The organism is Streptomyces europaeiscabiei (assembly GCF_036346855.1).
In the GTDB taxonomy this organism is placed as follows: Bacteria; Actinomycetota; Actinomycetes; order Streptomycetales; family Streptomycetaceae; genus Streptomyces; species Streptomyces europaeiscabiei.
On the sequence record NZ_CP107841.1, the window covers coordinates 8,122,627 to 8,141,041 of the forward strand.

General features: G+C 71.0%; 16 protein-coding genes and 1 pseudogene. 6 read left to right on the forward strand and 11 right to left on the reverse strand.

Translation table 11 applies throughout. The features are described 5' to 3' along the window. Positions 1-15 precede the first annotated feature (15 nt). The 3 genes from OG858_RS35380 to OG858_RS35390 all read left to right on the forward strand — a co-directional run bounded on the left by OG858_RS35380 (position 16) and on the right by OG858_RS35390 (position 5,682). The gene (locus OG858_RS35380) at positions 16-1,794 is read left to right on the forward strand and encodes a glycoside hydrolase family 35 protein (RefSeq protein WP_086753123.1); all 1,779 of its coding nucleotides are present in this window, start codon (positions 16-18) and stop codon (positions 1,792-1,794) included. Beyond that, a complete protein-coding gene (locus OG858_RS35385) occupies positions 1,794-4,298 on the forward strand; it encodes a beta-galactosidase (RefSeq protein WP_328544071.1) in 2,505 nt (834 codons plus the stop codon). The genes OG858_RS35380 and OG858_RS35385 overlap by 1 nt, the downstream gene beginning before the upstream one ends. Positions 4,299-4,593: 295 nt before the next feature. Next, the gene (locus OG858_RS35390; RefSeq protein WP_086747805.1) at positions 4,594-5,682 is read left to right on the forward strand and encodes a LacI family DNA-binding transcriptional regulator; all 1,089 of its coding nucleotides are present in this window, start codon (positions 4,594-4,596) and stop codon (positions 5,680-5,682) included. 142 nt (positions 5,683-5,824) lie between these two features. On the opposite strand, the gene OG858_RS35395 is transcribed toward OG858_RS35390, so the two are convergent. From OG858_RS35395 to OG858_RS35405, 3 genes are all read right to left on the reverse strand, one after another. Continuing rightward, positions 5,825-6,640: an SAM-dependent methyltransferase gene (locus OG858_RS35395; protein ID WP_086747806.1), complete on the reverse strand. Its 816-nt coding sequence runs from the start codon at positions 6,638-6,640 to the stop codon at positions 5,825-5,827. A gap of 81 nt (positions 6,641-6,721) precedes the next feature. Then, entirely contained in the window at positions 6,722-6,982 is a 261-nt protein-coding gene (locus OG858_RS35400) for a DUF397 domain-containing protein (RefSeq protein ID WP_046706438.1), read from the reverse strand. A 1-nt stretch (position 6,983) separates the two neighbouring features. Then, complete coding sequence (locus tag OG858_RS35405; RefSeq protein ID WP_086747807.1) at positions 6,984-7,859, reverse strand: helix-turn-helix domain-containing protein; 876 nt, start codon at positions 7,857-7,859, stop codon at positions 6,984-6,986. Between the two features lie 478 nt (positions 7,860-8,337). Here OG858_RS35405 and OG858_RS35410 point away from each other — a divergent pair, with 478 nt between their 5' ends. Together OG858_RS35410 and OG858_RS35415 are read left to right on the forward strand one after the other, a co-directional pair. Further along, positions 8,338-8,805, forward strand: a complete 468-nt coding sequence (locus tag OG858_RS35410) for an ATP-binding protein (protein ID WP_086747808.1) — start codon at positions 8,338-8,340, stop codon at positions 8,803-8,805. A gap of 374 nt (positions 8,806-9,179) precedes the next feature. Next, positions 9,180-10,132 (forward strand): annotated as a pseudogene (locus OG858_RS35415) (PfkB family carbohydrate kinase). 37 nt (positions 10,133-10,169) lie between these two features. On the opposite strand, the gene OG858_RS35420 reads toward OG858_RS35415, so the two are convergent. From OG858_RS35420 to OG858_RS35430, 3 genes are all read right to left on the reverse strand, one after another. Then, on the reverse strand, positions 10,170-10,772 hold the full coding sequence (locus OG858_RS35420) for a GTP-binding protein (protein ID WP_319064506.1): 603 nt from the start codon (positions 10,770-10,772) through the stop codon (positions 10,170-10,172). Positions 10,773-10,816: 44 nt separating this feature from the next. Then, on the reverse strand, positions 10,817-11,245 hold the full coding sequence (locus tag OG858_RS35425; RefSeq protein WP_037700447.1) for a roadblock/LC7 domain-containing protein: 429 nt from the start codon (positions 11,243-11,245) through the stop codon (positions 10,817-10,819). A gap of 74 nt (positions 11,246-11,319) precedes the next feature. Next, the gene (locus OG858_RS35430) at positions 11,320-11,601 is read right to left on the reverse strand and encodes a hypothetical protein (protein WP_086747819.1); all 282 of its coding nucleotides are present in this window, start codon (positions 11,599-11,601) and stop codon (positions 11,320-11,322) included. A 770-nt stretch (positions 11,602-12,371) separates the two neighbouring features. On the opposite strand from OG858_RS35430, the gene OG858_RS35435 reads away from it, so the two are divergent. Continuing rightward, entirely contained in the window at positions 12,372-13,607 is a 1,236-nt protein-coding gene (locus tag OG858_RS35435; RefSeq protein WP_086747811.1) for an acyl-CoA dehydrogenase family protein, read from the forward strand. Positions 13,608-14,119: 512 nt separating this feature from the next. Here OG858_RS35435 and OG858_RS35440 read toward each other — a convergent pair. From OG858_RS35440 to OG858_RS35460, 5 genes are read right to left on the reverse strand one after another with little or no spacing between them, the layout of a single operon-like run. Next, on the reverse strand, positions 14,120-14,704 hold the full coding sequence (locus OG858_RS35440) for a GAF domain-containing protein (protein WP_086747812.1): 585 nt from the start codon (positions 14,702-14,704) through the stop codon (positions 14,120-14,122). A 37-nt stretch (positions 14,705-14,741) separates the two neighbouring features. Next, entirely contained in the window at positions 14,742-15,344 is a 603-nt protein-coding gene (locus OG858_RS35445) for a GTP-binding protein (protein ID WP_086747813.1), read from the reverse strand. After that, positions 15,322-15,690, reverse strand: a complete 369-nt coding sequence (locus OG858_RS35450; protein ID WP_086747814.1) for a DUF742 domain-containing protein — start codon at positions 15,688-15,690, stop codon at positions 15,322-15,324. Before OG858_RS35450 ends, OG858_RS35445 begins: the two co-directional genes overlap by 23 nt. Before the next feature lie 4 nt (positions 15,691-15,694). Further along, positions 15,695-16,132: a roadblock/LC7 domain-containing protein gene (locus OG858_RS35455; RefSeq protein WP_037700433.1), complete on the reverse strand. Its 438-nt coding sequence runs from the start codon at positions 16,130-16,132 to the stop codon at positions 15,695-15,697. Continuing rightward, positions 16,119-17,912 carry an ATP-binding protein gene (locus tag OG858_RS35460; RefSeq protein WP_328544070.1) on the reverse strand — a complete coding sequence of 598 codons (1,794 nt, stop codon included), beginning with the start codon at positions 17,910-17,912 and terminating at the stop codon, positions 16,119-16,121. Before OG858_RS35460 ends, OG858_RS35455 begins: the two co-directional genes overlap by 14 nt. Positions 17,913-18,415: the final 503 nt, after the last annotated feature.

Genomic DNA, 18,415 nt, shown 5'->3' on the forward strand with positions numbered 1-18,415 from the left:
CGAAGGGAATCAGCCTTGCGCACGCCCGCTCTGACCACGACGTCCGACGGTTTCCTCCTGAACGGTGAGCCGTTCCGGATCATCTCCGGCGCGATGCACTACTTCCGCATCCACCCCGACCTGTGGGCCGACCGGCTGCGCAAGGCCCGGCTGATGGGCCTCAACACCGTGGAGACGTACGTCCCCTGGAACCTCCACCAGCCCGACCCGGACAGCCCGCTCGTCCTCGACGGCCTGCTCGACCTGCCCCGCTATCTGCGGCTCGCCCGCGCCGAGGGCCTGCACGTCCTGCTGCGCCCCGGCCCGTACATCTGCGCCGAGTGGGACGGCGGCGGCCTGCCCTCCTGGCTGACCTCGGACGCCGACATCCGGCTGCGCTCCAGCGACCCCCGCTTCACCGACGCCCTCGACCGCTACCTCGACATCCTGCTGCCCCCGCTGCTGCCGTACATGGCCGCGAACGACGGCCCGGTCATCGCCGTCCAGGTGGAGAACGAGTACGGGGCGTACGGCGACGACACCGCGTACCTCAAGCACGTCCACCAGGCGCTGCGTGCACGGGGCATCGAGGAACTGCTCTTCACCTGCGACCAGGCGGGCTCCGGCCACCACCTGGCCGCCGGCAGCCTGCCCGGCGTCCTGTCCACCGCCACCTTCGGCGGCAGGGTCGAGGAGTCTCTGCAGGCGCTGCGGGCCCACATGCCCGAAGGGCCGCTGATGTGCTCGGAGTTCTGGATCGGCTGGTTCGACCACTGGGGCGAGGAGCACCACGTCCGGGACGCGACGAGCGCCGCCGCCGACCTCGACAAGCTGCTGGCCGCCGGCGCCTCCGTCAACATCTACATGTTCCACGGCGGCACCAACTTCGGCTTCACCAACGGCGCCAACCACGACCAGTGCTACGCCCCGATCGTCACCTCCTACGACTACGACGCCGCCCTCACCGAGTCCGGCGACCCCGGCCCCAAGTACCACGCCTTCCGCGAGGTCATCGCCCGCCACGCCCCGGTCCCGGAGGAGCCGGCCCCGGCTCCCGCACCCAAACTCTCGGGCATCACCGTGGAACTGGACCGCCGGGCACCCCTGCTGCCGTACGCCACCGCACCCGGAACCGCCGTGGAACGCACCGAACACCCGGTCACCATGGAGGAGTTGGGGCAGCGCTCCGGTTACGTCCTCTACCGCACCACCCTTCCCGAGGCGGGCGACGGCCTGCTCCACTTCGACGGCGGGGTCGGCGACCGCGCCCAGGTCTTCGTGGACGGCGCCCCCGTCGGCGTCCTGGAACGCGAACGCCACGACGAGACCCTGCCCCTGCGCGTCCCGCACGCCGGTGCCACCCTCGACGTCCTGGTCGAGAACATGGGCGGCGTCAACTACGGCCCCCGCATCGGCGCCGCCAAGGGCCTCCTCGGCCCGGTCACCTTCAACGGCACCGCCCTGCTCGGCTGGGACACCCACCGGCTGCCGCTGGCCGACCTCTCCACGGTCCCCTTCGCCCCGGCCGGGACGGCGGCCCCGGTCACCGTCCCCGCCTTCCACCACGGCACCTTCGACGTCGACACCCCCGCCGACACCTTCCTCTCGCTGCCCGGCTGGACCAAGGGACAGGCCTGGATCAACGGCTTCCACCTCGGCCGCTACTGGAACCGGGGCCCGCAGCGCACCCTGTACGTCCCGGCCCCCGTCCTGCGCCCCGGCGCCAACGACCTGGTCCTGCTGGAACTCAACGCCACGACCAGCGCCCGCGCCGAGTTCACGGACACACCCGACCTGGGCCCGGTGAAGCCCTGATGACGCCGGCGCACCATGTGCGCGTACCGGCGCCCGGCGACCCCCCGCTGCGCGGCCACCTCCCCTTCGCCGACGCTCCGGGGGCCGCCGATCCCATAGAGGTCAACAGCCGTTGGCTGACGCGGGGCGGCCGTCCGTGGTTCCCCGTCTCCGGCGAGTTCCACCCCACCCGCTACCCGGCGGGGGAGTGGGAGGAGGAGTTGCTGAAGATGAAGGCGGGCGGGGTGACGGTCGTCGCCGCCTACGTCATCTGGATCCACCACGAGGAGACCGAGGGCCGCATCCGTTTCGACGGCGACCGCGACCTGCGCCGCTTCGCCGAACTCTGCGCCCGCCATGGCCTGGACCTCATCCCCCGTATCGGCCCCTGGGTCCACGCCGAGGTCCGTAACGGCGGCCTGCCGGACTGGGTCCTGGACCGCACAGACGCCCCCCGCACCGACGACCCGGGCTACCTCGCCCCCGTACGCACCTGGTACACCGCGATCGCAGGGCAGCTGCACGGTCTGGACCGGTCCAGAGGCGGCCCGGTCGTCGCCATCCAGATCGAGAACGAGCTGTACGACCAGCCGGGCCATCTGCTCACGTTGAAGCGGATGGCCCAGGAGGCCGGACTGTCGGCTCCCCTGTGGACGTCGACCGCCTGGGGCGGAGTGCGCCTGCCGCCCGACGAGCTTCTTCCCCTCTACGGCGGCTACACCGAGGCCTTCTGGACCGAGGCGGACGGCGGCTGGCCCGACACCTGCCGCAAGCACTTCTTCTTCACCCACCAGCGCGACGACGAGGGCATCGGCGCGGACCTCCGTCCGACGACGGTACGCGGTGGTGACCCTGCGGCATCGACGGGCCGATTCCCCTGGGCCACCTGCGAGCTGGGCGGTGGCATGGCGGTGGCCTACCACCGCCGGCCGCGCGTCGACGCCGCCGACGTCGGCGCCCTCGGCCTCACCAAGATCGGCTGCGGCTCGGTCTGGCAGGGCTACTACATGTTCCACGGCGGCACCAACCCGACGGGCGACCTCACTCCCCTCCAGGAGTCCCACGCCACCGGCTACCCCAACGACCTCCCCGTCCTCACCTACGACTTCCAGGCCCCCCTCGGCGAATACGGCCAGTACCGCCCCTCCTACGACGAACTCCGTCTCCAACACCTCCTGCTGGCCGACTTCGGACATCTGATCGCCCCGATGGACTCGGCCCTGCCCGAGCGGCGGCCGACGGGCCAGGACGACCGGGAGACGCTGAGGTGGGCGGTTCGCGCCGACGGCCGATCGGGCTTCCTCTTCGTCAACAACCACCAGCCGCACGAGCCGCTGCCGGACCATCCGGGGACGACGTTCACGGTCGAGTTCCCGGGCGGCCCGGAGAGTACCGAGGGGCCGCCCGGTACGACCGGCTCCGGCGGTACGACCGGCTCCGGCGGTACGACCGGCTCCGGCGGTACGACCGGTCGGGTGCTGTCGCTGCCGAGCGCACCCGTCACGATCCCCCGAGGGGCCTACCTCATCTGGCCGTTGAGGCTGGACGTCGCCGGGCTGCGGCTGGACTGGGCCACCGCGCAGCCCGTCTGCACGGTCGACGACGGCCACGGCCGCACGGTCCTGGTCCTCGCCGCGACCGACGGCATCACCCCCGAACTCGCCCTGGACATCGGCACGGTGACGACGGTCTCCGCGCCTTCGGGAAAGGTCACGACCGTGGGCGACCGCATCCTGGTGACCGGACTGCGCCCCGGCACGGACGCCCTGGTCGAGGTCGACACCAGCGACGGCAGCCGGGTCGGCCTCCTCGTCCTGGACGCGGCGACGGCCCGTACCGCCTACCGGGGCCCTGCCTGGGGCGCCGAGCGGCTCGTTCTCGCCGACCCCGACGGTGGTGTGGTCTTCGACGCCCACGCGGACGAGGTACGCGTCCACAGCGCGACTCCGGAACCGTCGTTCGCCGTACTGCCCGCCCCGGCGCGGCCGCCGGTGGTGACCGGCGCGGTGGTGAAGGAGGCGACGGACGGAGTCTTCGTCCGCTACACGGTGGTGTCGCGGGACGCCGGTCGGCGGGGACCCGGCGGCGCGGACGGTGAACCTCCGGTCACCTTGGTCCGACCGGCGGGCCAGGCGCCGCCCGTCACGACGGGTGTACAGGGGCGGGCGAGTGTGCCGGCCGACGAGCACTTCGACACGGTGGCCGCCGAGTACGACATCGTCCTGCCGGACGATACGCCGCCCGGGACCCTGCTCCGCGTCCACTGGACCGGCGACGTGGCCCGTGCCTACGTGGGGGACCGCCTCGTCGCCGACCAGTTCTACTCGGGAGGTGTCTGGGACATCGGCCTCGACCGGGTGCCGGTGGCGGCGCTGCGCACGGAGGGGCTGCGGCTGCGGCTGCTGCCGCTGCCCGCCGGCGCGCCGGTGTACGTGCCGGGGTGGGCGGGCGACTCGGGGATCCCGGCGGGGATCGTCCGAGCCGAGTTGATCACCACCCACACCTGGGCCCTCCGGCCCGGCTGAGCCCCGGTTTCGTCGCCCCCGCCGCCCCTACCCGTTCCCATTCCCAGGGGCTGCGCCCCTTCGACCCCCAGCCGCAGGTCCGTCGTGGTTGCTCGCGCAGTTCCCACCCGCCCCTGGAAAGGGCCTGCGGCCCCCCAGGGGTGCGGGGAACTGCGCGACCAGCCCCCACCCGCCCGCAGACAACCGACACACGTGAACGGGGCCGAAGGGGCGGCGGGGGCGAAACCGCCAGACCTATCCTGTGGCCCCGACAGAACCACACCGATCCGGACCCCGTCGAAAAGGACCCAGCCGCATGCCCCGAAGCACGACGGACGGCGACGCGGCCGACGACTCCGGCGGAGTCACCCGAGGCCGCAGCCGGCGCAACTTCGCCGGCTCCCGCCCGGTGATGGACGACGTGGCCCGTCTCGCCGGCGTCTCCAAGCAGACGGTCTCCCGCGTCCTCAACGACAACCCGGCGGTCCGGACGCAGACCCGGGAAGCCGTACTGGAGGCCATGCGGACGCTCGGCTACCGCCCCAGCCGCAGTGCTCGCTCGCTGGCCAGCGGCCGGACCCGCATGCTCGGGGTGATCTCCTTCGACGCGGCACGCTACGGCCCGGCCTCCACCCTGACCGCGATCAACACGGCGGCCCAGGAGGCGGGTTACCTCGTCAGCTCCATCGCCCTCGACACGGCGGACCGGGACACCGTCGTCCAGGCGGTGGACCGGCTGTCGGCCGAGGGCGCGGACGGGATCATCGCCATCGCCCCCCAGCGGCCGGTCGCCACCGCACTCGCGCGGGCCCGCCCGGACACCCCGCTGGTGATGCTGGACAACGGCCTCGGCGACGGCACCCCCGTGGTCACCTCGGACTTCACGGCGGGCGCCCGGCTGGCGACCGAACATCTGCTGGGCCTCGGCCACCCCACCGTCTGGCACATCGCGGGCCCCACCGGCTGGACGTCGGCCGACCGACGCGCCGCGAGCTGGCGCGAGACCCTGACACGAGCCGGCGCACGCGTCCACGAACCCCTCGTCGGGGACTGGAGCGCAGACTCCGGCTACGAGCTGGGCCGGCGGCTCGCGGGCCGGGACGTCACCGCCGTGTTCGTCTCCAACGACCAGATGGCGCTCGGCCTGCTGCGCGCCCTGCACGAGGCCGGCCGCCGGGTCCCGGACGACGTGAGCGTGGTCGGCTACGACGACATCCCGGAGGCGGCGCATCTGCTGCCGCCGCTGACGACGATCCGTACGGACTTCTCCGCGATCGGCACGACGGCGCTGCGCTTGCTGTTGAGGCAGTTGGACGACCCGGAGTCGACGGGGGACTCTCTGGAACAGGACCCCGTCGTCCCTGTCGATCTCATCGTTCGCGACAGTACGGGGGCGGCGAAGTAGTCCCCGTGCGTTTCGGGGGTGCCGCGACGGGGTGTCGGGCGCCTGCGGGCCGGTGAGGGCTGGGCGCGCAGTTCCCCGCGCCCGCTGAAGGGTGCGCCCCTGGTCCGGCAGCGAGCGCCGGGCCAGGGGCGCACCGTCTAGATCACGGCTTCCTCGCGATCGCCCCGTACATCGCGATGTCCTCGTCGCGGATGTTCTCCTCGCCCGAGCCGTCCGGGTGCCACTTGTGGACCTGGACGATGCCGGGCTCGACGAGTTCGAGGCCGTCGAAGAACTCGTGGGCCTCGTCGATCGTGCGGAGCCGCATCGGCATGTCTCGGGCCGCGTACTCGCGCGCGACGCGGCCCACCTCCTGCGGGGCGAACTCGGCGGTGCCGATGGTCATCGCCAGGTAGCTGCCCGAGGGGAGGGGTTCGAGGAGACGGCGAACGATGCCGACGGCATCGTCCTCGTCCAGCACGAAGTGGACGATCGCGATCACGGTGAGCGCGACCGGCTTGTCCAGGTCGAGGGTCTCCGCGAACTCGGGCGAGCCGAGCACGGTCTCCGGGTCCTGGAAGTCAGCCTCGATGTACGCGGTCCTGCCCTCGGGGGTGCTGGCCAGTAACCCCTGGGACAGCGTGAGGACGATCGGGTCGTTGTCCACGTAGACGACCCGGGACTCGGGGGCCACCGACTGGGCTATCTCGTGGAGGTTGGGGGAGGTGGGGATGCCGGTTCCTATGTCCAGGAACTGGCGCATGCCCGCCTTCTCGGCGAGCCAGCGCACCGCGCGGTTCATCCAGTCGCGATTGGCACGCATGTGGACCGGCAGGGCCGGCCACTCGTGCGCCATCGCGTCACCGGCCTCCTTGTCGGCCGGGTAGTAGTCCTTGCCGCCGAGGATGTAGTCGTAGATACGCGCGGAATGCGCGTGCTCGGTGTCGATCCGGTCGGCAGGCCATCCGTTGTCGGGCAACGCCGTCCCTCCCATCAGGTCGTGTCGTGCAGGTGTCGTTCACACAGGTGGTGCGTCAGCGAGGCGTGGGCAGCAAGCAGGTCAGAGCAGGAAGTCGGCCTCGCCCGCCTTCACGCCGGCCAGGAAACTGGTCATCTCACGGGGGGTGAAGAGCAGCGCCGGGCCGTCCGGGTCGGTCGACTGGCGGACGGCGACCCGGCCGTCGGCGAGCTTCTTCACTTCGACGCAGGCACCGCCGGCGTCGTCGCTCCACGGCCGGTGCCAGTCCTGTTTGCCGAGGTCGCGGGCGGGCATGCCGTTGCGGACGCGGTTGTGTACTCCGTCGGGTGTGTGGTGGTGCACGTCAGAGCTCCTTGCGTATCGCACCGAGGAGGGCCTCGGTCTTGCGGGCGGGCGCCGACTGCGCGCCCAGCCGGTCCAGGGCCTCGCGGTAGACGACGACGTCGTCCCCCTTGTCGAGGTAGACGGCGCCCACCAGACCGTTGAGGTAGACGATGTCCGGCAGCTCGGGTGCCCTGAACCGGAAGAGGTGGAACGCGCCGGCCCGCATCGCCGGATGCGGGCCGTTGTGGAACGGCATGACCTGGACCGTCACATGGGGCAGCCGGTTCAGTTCGATCAGATGGTCGATCTGGGCGCGCATCACGTCCGGTCCGCCGACCGGCCATCTGAGCACCGTCTCGTCCATCACCACCCACAGCCGGGGCGGTTGCGCACGGGTGAGGAGTTCCTGGCGCCGCATCCGCAGCGCCACCCGCCGCTCGGTGTCCTCGGTCGCCGCGTGCGGATTGCCGGCGCCGAGCAGCGCGCGGGCGTACGCCTCCGTCTGCAGCAGGCCGTGCACGAACTGGGCCTCGTACGCGCGGATCTGGAGCGCGGCCTGTTCCAGGCTGAGGTAGGCGGCGAACCAGTCGGGCAGCACGTCGCGGTAGGTGTGCCACCATCCGCGCTTGTTGGCCTCGCGGACCGACTTCAGGAAGGTCTCGATCTCCTGCTGGTCCTGTACGCCGTAGATCTGGAGCAGTTTCTCGACATCCGGGAGGCGGAGCCGGGCGACCTTGGCGGCTTCCAGGCGGCGGATCGTGGAATGGCTGACCCCGATCGCCTCGCCCGCCTGCTCGAACGTCAGCCCGGCGCGAGTGCGCAACTCCTCCAGCTGTCTGCCGAGGATCATGCGCAACACGGAGGGGGCCCCGCCCCACTCCGTTTCCGCGGTCACGCCCCACCACCCCCTCACACCGAGCACAGAGGACATGTCGAACTGTCTTACGGGTCTTGTGCGTTTTCGTTCAAAGATTGCGCATTGTTGTTCGGGTCGCTTCGAGAGCGCAGTCTCGCACGATCTTGGCTCGAACGGAGATGGCCTGCGACTCACAAATTGCAAATTTCAACTTGCTGGTTGCGAGGTGTTGTTCGCGGATGCCACAGTGGACGTACCGTCACGGCTTCGGTGAACGCTGAGGCTGCGCGGCCAGGTTGGGGGAGATGTGGCCGCAACTCAGCGCTGTTCGTCGCGAGTTGTCAGAGCTCACGACGGACGGCGAGACGGCCGTGGCACCGGCACCGCTGCGGTGCGAAGGGCCGACGAAAGGCATACGGCGATGGCTCCGCCCACTCTCCCCCAGTCCACGGACCGGTTAGCCCCGGTCATGTACCCACCCCTTGGAACAGAGGCGTACGAACCCCACAGAGCGGGTGTGTTCGGGCTGCCCGCGGTGCCCGCGTCGGCGGGCGAGGCGCGCAGAACCGTGCGCGAGCTGCTCGGCGAGTGGGAGGTGCGTCCGGAGACCTGTGAGGACGTCCTCCTGATCACGTCCGAGCTGGTCACCAACGCGTTGACACACACGGACAGCGAGTGGATCGTGTGCCGGCTGCACTTCACCGGCCGTCGGCTCCGTATCGAGGTCGAGGACCAGAACAGTGGTCACGCACAGCCTGCCCGGCGTCGTCCGGGCCCCGACGACCAGAACGGGCGTGGGCTCATGCTGGTCGGCATGCTCAGCAGCGACTGGGGGGTGCGCGACACCCCACAACGGTCCGGTCGTGTCGTCTGGGCAGAACTGCCGTCGGAGGGCCGGGAAACCGCCGAGCCCGCCCCTCCGACGGCCCCGCACGAGCACGGGAACCTCCCCTTGCCCGACCTGACCGACCCGTCCTGGACCTAGGGCGCTTCTGATGGCTCCTGGTCGGAGATCATCCGGCCGATCGGCGCCGCGCGAGGTGACTCGTGAGGCCCTGGCTGCCTCACCGGACTCGTCCGTACCCGCTCACGAACGGCTTCAAGAACGGTCAGAAACGGCCAAGTGCCGTGGCAGGCCGCGGCACTCGTGCCCGTTGTCACGTTCCCGCCCCGCCCCGCGACGCCGGAGCACGCGCCTGACGCCGCGAGGCCGCCCGCCGGGCGACGGCGCGAAGGTGACGACAGGTCCCGGGCCCGTCGCCGCGTTCGCCGGTGAGGGTGACCGGAGTCCCGCTCCGGTCACCCCCGGTCCGCCCGGCCGTACGCTGCCTCCACAGCGAAATCCTCGCCACCGGAGGCATGGTGCGCACCGAGTCCGAGATCGACGTCCTCGTGCTGGGCGGGGCGGGCGTCGACACGATCGTCTACGTCCCCGAGCTGCCGCTTCCGTTCGCCGACAGCCATCTGGTGCCGGCCATCGAGACCCGGGCCGGGCAGACCGGCGACTTCATGGCGGTGGCCGTGCACACCCTCGGCCTGCGGACCCACCACCTGGACCTGCTCGGCGACGACCTCCCCCAGTTCTCGGCCGCGCTCGAACCGGGGGGACCCCCATGGGCGACCTGGTCCGCGCTCTGCACCGCGACCGGGGTGTGCCGTTCACCGAGGCGCCCCTGCCCGGCGGCACCCGGCGCGCGGTGAACCTGGTCGGCCCGGACGGGCGCCGCTGCTCTCTCTACGACGGCAGCCGGAGCCAGGAGGTGCGCGAACTGCCGCCGCACACGGTCCGCGCGCCGGTCGGAGTCAGCCGCCACGTCCGCGTCTCCATCAGCCGGCCTTGCGCGGCCTCCCTGCCCCTCCTGCGCGACCTGGGTGTGACCGTCTCGACCGACCTGCACGACCGGGACGGCGTCAACCCGTACCACGAGCCGTTCGCGCACGCCGCCGACCTGGTCTTCCTGTCCGCCGCCGGGCTCGCCGACCCGGAGAAGAATGCGCCGGATCACCGAGCGGGGCCGTGCCCGGACGGTCTTCGCCACGGACGGGGCGCGGGGCGCGTACCACCTGGTCGACGGCGAGCTGAGCCACATCCCGCCGGTGACGCCGCCGACGCCGGTCGTGGACTCCAACGGCGCCGGGGACGCCTTCGCGGCGGCGTACCTCTTCGGTCGGCTCACCGGCGAACCCCCGCACCGCTGCGGCCTCTACGGCGCGATCGCGGGCGCGCCTACGCCTGCACCGTCCCCTCGACCCGCACCGACTCCATCAGCCGCGCCGACCTCCTCGCCCGAGCCGGGGAACCGGCCCCCTGAGCCTCGGCCGGGGCCGCGGAGCGGGCGCCGGTGGGTCTCAGCCCGGCCGGAGGCCCGCCGCCACCAGCCGGGCCTCCATCTTCCGGCGGGCCGCGCCGAGCACGGCCAGCAGGAGCTCTTTGCTGGACTGGCGCTGGCGTACGTCGCACAGGAGGACCGGGACGGTGGGTGCCAGGTCGAGCGCCTGGCGGACCTGCTCGGCGTCGACCTCACGGCGGCCGTCGAAGCAGTTGACGCCGACCGCGAAGGGGATGGAGCGGGACTCGAAGAAGTCGACCGCGGCGAAGGAGGCGTCGAGCCGCCGGGTGTCGGCGAGGACCACGGCCCCGAGCGCACCACTGCACAGGTCGTCCCACATGAACCAGAAACGGTCCTGGCCGGGCGTGCCGAAGAGATAGAGCACCAGCTCGGGGGAGATGGTGATGCGGCCGAAGTCCAGGGCGACGGTGGTCGAGACCTTCCGCTCGACGCCCCTGAGGTCGTCCACACGCCGGCCCGCCGCGCTGATGTGCTCCTCGGTCGCCAGCGGGGTCACCTCGCTCACCGCACCGACCATGGTGGTCTTGCCGACGCCGAAGCCACCCGCTATGAGGATCTTCAGGGCGGTGGGTACGACGGTCTCGGAGCTGACGGACACCATCCATCACCCTTTCGACGAGTTCCGGGCCCGGCCGCCGTGGCGGCTCACGCGTCCTGCACGTAGTCGGAGGGGGTTTCCGCACGGGGCGCGGCGCTCAGGTACTTGCCGACCTGCTTGACCAGGGTGCCCATCTCGAACGCCATCATGCCGACGTCGACCTCCTCCGAGGCGATCGCGGCCAGCCGCGCGCCCCGGCCCGCGGCGGTGACGAAGAGGAACGCCCGCTCCATCTGGATGACCGTCTGCTGGACCTCGCCGCCGTGGAAGTGGCGGGCCACGCCCCGGGCCAGGCTGTGCATGCCCGAGCCGACCGCGGACAGATGTTCCGCGTCGTCGAACCTGATGTCCTTCGACTTGCCGATGAGGAGGCCGTCCCCGGACAGCACGATGGCGCAGTGGATCTCGGGTATGCGTTCCACGAGCCCGTCCAGCAGCCAGTCCAGCTGGGGGCCGGTTCGTACCTGCTCAGTCATGTCGTGCGTGTTCCTCACGGTCGGTCGGCGCCGATGTCGGCGGCGGTTCGTCGGGGCGCCGGTGGCAGCGCCCGTCAGGCGGCGTCGGGGCCGGGCCGTGGTGCCGGTCGGCCGTCGGTGCTGTCGGTGTCGTCCGGTCCGCCGAGCCGGGCGCGCGTCGAGCCCCGCTGGATCGCCACGATGGCGCGGGCCAGGGCGTCCGGGCGGAGCGTGTCGTCCGCGTCGTCGTCCGTTCCGGAGGCCTCGGCCGTGCCTTCGGGGGGCAGTGGCGCGGCCGGTGTACTCCGGGGCCGTCGAGGCAGGCCCTGGGGGAGAAGCGGAACGCCGGCCTCGGAGCGGGGCGTGTCACCGCTCATCCGGTCCACCGTGGCGTGTCCCGCGTGGGGCCGATGCGGGGGAGGGTGCCTGGCATCTGATTCCTCGTACGACGGCGGACATCCGATGGCGATGGGGGTGCCGCGAGCCGCCCGGCATCCCCTGTGCTCCGGCTTGACACACCGTCGGCGAATGTCAGCGGGCGGACGGAACGGTATCAGGACCCGGGCCCCGTCGTCAGCACCCGCCGGACCGCAACCTGGCGCCGCACGAGGGTAATTGACGACGGATCCGGAGCCGACCCCGGGACCGGCCAGGAGAGGTGCCTCCGGAACGAGTCCTTCCGGGGGCTGCCCGGAATGGGTACTTGTCGACACGGCAGGGTTTCGGAATCGGCACTGTCCAGCCACATTTGCCTCTTTGAGGGGTGGCTGGAAATCTGTGTCACCCTGATCAAACATGCACAGACGGAGCGTCGGTTTGGTATTTGGGGGTGCACAGTGCTGCGGGAAGGCTTGTCAGGGCGGGTGTGCCTGGTGATCCGGTCGGCGGGTGCGCGACCCCGGGTCGAGGCAACCGGGCAAGTTCGGCTTGGAAAGTATCAAAATGTGGACATCAACCACTTCTCATCTCACATTCAAGCTCAAACTTCAACTGCCCATGTTTCGGCCAAACCCACTAAACGATCTTGGCGTTAGAGGTTGATTTGTAGACCATGTTGCACGTCGGTCAGTCTCCCAACCGGAACCACGGCTGACGCACAGCCACCGCGTCTCCCCCGGGCGCGGGAAAACGCCTAGAAGGGCTTGGCGTGGAACACGTCTTCACGACCCAGGATCACGAGGATCTACGGCAGCGCGTACGCGAGTTCGCCGAGCGTGTGGTACGACCACTGATACCCGAGATGGAGAGCTCCCGGACCGCACTGGTCGGGCTCTCCAGGCTGATCGCCCAACAGGGCTGGATCGGCGCCACGATCGACCCGGCATACGGAGGCATGGGCGCGGGCCATCTCGCCAAGACCGTCATCATCGAGGAACTGTCCCGTGTCAGCGGCGCGATGGGGGCCATGGTCCAGGCCTCCCAGCTGGGCGTCGCCAAGATCGTTCACTTCGGCGACGACAGCCAGAAGAGGTACTGGCTGCCGAGGATCGCCGAGGGAGAGGTGCTGCCGACCATCGCGGTCACCGAGCCGGGGTCGGGGGGCCATGTGGCCGGCATGGAGAGCAGCGCGGTACGGGACGGCGACGACTACATCCTCAACGGCCGCAAGGTCTTCGTCGGCAACAGTCATGTGGGTGACGTGCACGGTGTCGTGGTCCGCACCGGTCCGGGTTCCCAGGGCATGACGGCCTTCCTCGTCGAGTCCGACCGGCCCGGCTTCTCCCTCGCCGAGCAGGTGCCCTCCATGGGTCTGCACGGATTCAGCTTCGGCGAGCTCATCTTCGACAACTGCCGGGTGCCGGCCGCCAACCGGCTCGGCGAGGAGGGCGAGGGGCTGGCCGTCGCGTACTCCTCGTCGGTGCTCTACGGCCGTCTCAACCTGACCGCGGTGTCCCTGGGCATCCACCAGGCGGTGTTCGAGGAGACCGCCCGGTACTGCGGTGAGACGCAGCGTTACGGAAGTCCGTTGGGGCACCTGCCCAACATCAAGATCGAGCTGGGGCGGATGCTGCAACGTCTCACCCTCGCGCGGCAGAGCGCGTATCTCGCCGCGCATCTGCTGGACAACGGTCGGCCCTGCGACATCGAGCTGATGTCCGCGAAACTCTTCAACGTCGAGTCGTCCATCGAGTCGGCCCAGGCGTCCGTCAAGATGCACGCGGCCTGCGGCCTGTTCACCGACCGCCCGGTCGAGCGCTATCTTCGCGACGCCTTCCACATCTACGCCCCCGCCGGCACCTCCGAGATCCAGGGCCTCAGGCTCGGCGAGTTCGCACTCGGTGAGAACAAGGGCCAATGGTCCGAGCGTCTCGCCGATCTGGTCCGTACCCCGCAGGTCGAGTCGCGGGAACCGGAACCGGTCCCGGTCGGCGAACTGGTCTAGGCACGGTCTGGGCACCGTCCGGCGGAGCGAAGCTCCCCGGGCGCGAGGCAGCCCCGCACCCCCGGAGGGGTTGGGGGTGTGCGGGGCAGGCCCGCACACCCCCAACCCCTCCGATCAGGGAACGGGACCCCGGGGCCCCGATCACCGGCGCCGGCCGTCCCGGCCCTCACCGGCCGTCCCCGAGGACCGCACCGAAGCACGCCGCCGCTCCGCCGACGGCCGGGACGGCCGGGGACGCCGACGACCGCAAAGTCCCGGCGCCGGGACGGGCGCATCCGCGACCCGGTGGGTGCCTCGGTCGGCTGTCGTCGAGCGACCCGACCCGCCGGACACACCGCGGCCCTCACCCGCTCGCACCCCGGATCCCATCCGTCGGCCGGGCTCCGAACGCAGAGAAACCGCGGACACGACGTCGTGTCCGCGGCTTTCGTGAGCCGGATGCCCGGCGGCCCGCCTCCTCTCGCCCCACCCGCTTCCCCTCGCCCCCGACCGGCGGCGGCGCCCGGCCGGGCTCAGCGGCCGGAGGCGATGGCCTGGATCTGGTCGGACATCTCCTGCGCCATGTGCTTGATGATCTCCAGCCGCTGCCGTCCCCACGTACGGGAGTCGGTGTCGACGACACAGATCGTGCCGAGGTTCATCCCCGCCAGCGTGTCGACCAGTGGCGCGCCCATGTAGGAGCGGATGCCGATCTCGTCCACGACCGGGTTGCCGGCGAACCGCGGGTAGTCGCAGACGTCGTCGAGCACCAGCGCCGCGGTCCGCTTGACGGTGTGCGGGCAGAAGCCGTGGTCCAGGCGCATCTCCCGGCTCATCGAGGTCTCGGCCGCCTGCCCCTGCGCGATGTTCACGGGCCCGGCGTCGGGCGTGTAGAGCCCGGCGAAGAACTGGCGCCTGTCGTCGACGAAGTTGACCATCGCGTACGGCGCGTCCAGCTCCAGGGCCAGCCGGCGCGCGAACGCGTCGAACTCGGCCCGGGGGGTGTCGGCGAGCCCGAGCTGGGCGAGCCTGGCGGCGCGTTGAGGGCCGGCCGGATCCTCGGGGGTGAGGAGCAGACGGTCGAGCGGTGGCTCGTAGGAGGCATAGGGGCTGTTCATCGGGACTCCGTTCGAGATCGGCCGAGTTGAGTGAGAATCAACGGAGCACGGGTGGCTGGTACGTCGCCACGCCGGGTGTCATGCCGAGCAGGTGCTGTATGAGTTCGACGAGCACACCTGTACCGGAGCTGCAGTGCCGGGCGTCGCAGAACACGATCGGTGCGTTGGACTTCAGGCCGATGGCGTCGCGGACCTCCTCGACGGAGTACTGGTAGGCGCCGTCGAACTCGTTCACCCCCACGACGAACGGGATTCCGCGCACCTCGAAGAAGTCCACCGCGGGGAAGCACGCGTCGAGCCGGCGGGTGTCGGCGAGCACCACCGCGCCCAGCGCCCCGTCGGACAGCTCGTCCCACATGAACCAGAACCGTTCCTGCCCGGGGGTGCCGAACAGATACAGGACGTGCTCGGAGTCGAGGGTGATCCGGCCGAAGTCCATGGCCACGGTGGTGGTGGACTTCTCCTCCACCCCGTCGAGGCTGTCGGTGCGGACACTGGCCGTGGTGATGACCTCCTCGGTGCTCAGCGGGGCGATCTCGCTGACCGCCCCCACGAAGGTCGTCTTGCCCACCCCGAACCCGCCCGCCACGAGGATCTTCAGGGCGGTCGGGAAGGGGTCAGAGCCGTGCGCGTAGGCCATCAAGTACCGCCTCCAAAACTTCTCGGTTGGCGGCGGAGGCCGCCTCGACGGCACGGGGCGCCCGTGCGGTGAGCGCCTCGTGCTGCACTAGGTCGGACAACAGGACTTTGGTGACGGCGATCGGGAGGTTCATCCGCGCGGCCACCTCGACCACCGGCACCGGCCTGACGCACAGGCCGAGCACCAGGTCGTGGTCGGGGCCGAGGTCGGTGATCGTCCGGATGCCGGTGGCCATCACCAGGGTGAGCAGGTCGAACGGCGTGGAGGGCCGAGTGCGCCCGTTGCTGACGGTGAACGGCCGAACTAACCGTCCGGCCTCCTCGTCCAGGAACATCTCGTCCGTCATCGAGTCACATCCCCGCGCCGGACGGTGCGTTGGTCGGGCGGCGGGCCGGCGTGGCGAGGAACGGCTGCACGGCCCGGATCAGCATGCCCATCTCGTAGCCGAGCGTCTCGGTGTGCGTCGTCGCGTCCGCGGTGACCGCCAGCACGGCGCCGTGGCCCGCCGAGGCCACGATGAGGATGCCGTTGTGCAGTTCCACGATGACCTGGCGGACGGTGCCGCCGTTGCCCAGCACCCTGTCGTGGCCGAAGGAACGGCCCAGGGAGTTGAGGCCGGAGGATATCGCCGCCAGCCGGTCGGCGTCGTCGGCGCTCAGGTCGACGTGTGCCTTGCTCAGGCCGTCGGACGACAGCAGCAGCACCTGCCGGGTGCCGGGCACGGTCTTCTTGAGGTTCTCCAGCAGCCAGTCGATGTTCTGTCCGGTGGGGTGGCTATCGCTCACCATGGTGGGGTTCTTCTCCTTGCGGTCGGGGCGGGGCCCAGCGCGTGTCGTCGACGGGGATCGCGTCGGAGGTCGCGCCGGCGAGACCGAAGCCTCGATTGATTCCGGCCAGGAGGCCGGGGCTGAAGTTCAGTTCCTGCTCGTGGGTCTCGGGACGTGGAGGGGGCCCCTGGCGGAGCTCGGGCGCCAGGTGCTCCATCGCACGGCGCTTCGGCAGGACCGGCCTGGCGGGCCCACCGGACCCCTGCGGTGCGGCCGTCGGACGCTCGTAGCCCGACGCGGGGCGGTACTCGGGCCGCCTGTCGGAGACGTGCTGCGGCCGCTCGTGCCGGGCGGCCGCCGGGGGCGGCACGGGGGCGGCCGCCCGCTGCGGCACGCCGGCCGGGGGACCGGCCTGGGAGGGGATGGAGACCGGGGGACCCGCGTGCGCGTGGGCCGGTACGGCGCCGGGCGGCGCCGGGTGGGACCGGGCCTCCCAGGCGGGCGCCTGCCCCGGATGGGGTGCGGCGGGCGGACGCACCTGGGCCGGTGCCTGGACGGGAGCCTGCCCCTCCTCCTCGCCCAGCAGCCCCTGCGGGAGCACCAGGATGGCCTGGACACCGCCGTAGATGTTGCTCTGCAGCTGGACGGCGATGCCGTGCCTGCGGGCCAGGGAGGAGACCACGAACAGACCGATCCGGCCGTCGGCGAGCAGCTTGGCGACGTCGATGCGGGCCGGGTCGGCGAGCAGTGTGTTGATCCGGTCCTGGTCCTCCTGGGGTATGCCCAGGCCGCGGTCCTCGACCTCGATGGCGATGCCGGCGGTCACCCGGCGGGAGCGCAGGAGGATCTGGGTGTCCGGGTGGGAGAACATGGTGGCGTTCTCGACCAGTTCGGCCAGCAGGTGGATGACGTCGGCGACCGCGTGGCCGCGCAGCGTGCCCTCGATGGGCGGCACCAGCTTGACGCGGGAGTACTGCTCGACCTCGGCGATGGAGGACCGCAGCACCTCGGTCAGCGACACCGGGTTGGTCCACTGGCGACGGGAGATCGCGCCGCCGAGCACCGCGAGGTTCTCCGCGTGCCGCCGTATTCGGGTGGCCAGGTGGTCGATGCCGAAGATGCGCCGGAGCAGGTCCGGGTCCTCGACCTGGTTCTCCAGATCGTCCAGTTCACGGATGGTGCGGTGGACCAGCGACTGCAGCCGGCGGGCCAGGTTGACGAAGACCTCGACCTTGTCGCTGTTGTCGTCGGAGGCGGACTGGAAGTAGCTCGCCGCCCAGACGAGGGCCTCGCGGGCCCGGTGCTGGGCCTCGGTGACGTCGTACTGCAGCTTCTGGTACGGGTCTTCGGCGCGCGACGCCTGGTAGGCGAACCCGCGCGAGAGCAGCTGCTCGCCCCGCTTGAGGCGGGTCAGGTCCTCCTCGAGCGCCCAGTTGCCGGTCGTGATGGCCTGCCGCAGCGACTCGGCGCGCTTCGCTTCGGACCTGGCCCGTGACCTGGCCGCCATCACGGCCGCGGCCAGGCAGCCGCAGCCGAGGACCGCGCCGCCCGCCAGCACGCCCCAGGTGGCGGCGTCGGCCGTGCCCTCCTGCAGTCGCAGGACCGTGCCCGTGACGGCAGTGGATATTCCGGCCATGAACGCCGCGGGGAGCACGGCGAGCCGCGTCAGTCGGGGCTGGGCCGCGAAGGAGTTGGCGGAATCCGACGCCCCGGTCTTTCCGTGCCGGTGACGAGACGGGGGAGTCGTCGTCTCCGGCCGACCGTGTTCCGGGGTCGCTGCGAAGGGTGGGGGTTCAGGCATCGGAGTCCTCTCGATCAGCCAGTACGCGACAGAGTAGCGAAGAACGTCAACTATCTGACCAGCGGTCCTAGACGCTCAGGGGAGGTCTGTCACCTGAGGTGCCGTCAGCGGTGGCAAGGGTCTGCGACGCCTTTTTACCCTCTCATCACGGGGTGGTGCCGCAGCAGTTCTTCACACGTCGACATGACACCGCGCCGTCTGTGAAAGAGGGCGGCCGGGCGGCGGGTCACCTGCGGGTTCCGTCGCGGCTACGCTCACTCCGGTCTCGCGGAGCGCAAGATTCACGCCATTCGGCCGTCGTGCTGCCTCGTGTCAACTGCCGTCGAGGCATGCGGAGTCGGGTGCGACACGGGTCCCGTCGCACACGGTGCGCACAACACGACCCGGGAATATTCACACCGGTTGGGTCGGAAAGGGCGGGATCGACGCCCGGTGATGCTTTGGCTAAGCTTTAGACTTCAATCGAACCGTGGGAGGGGCGGGTGTGAGAATCTGTTCCGCGA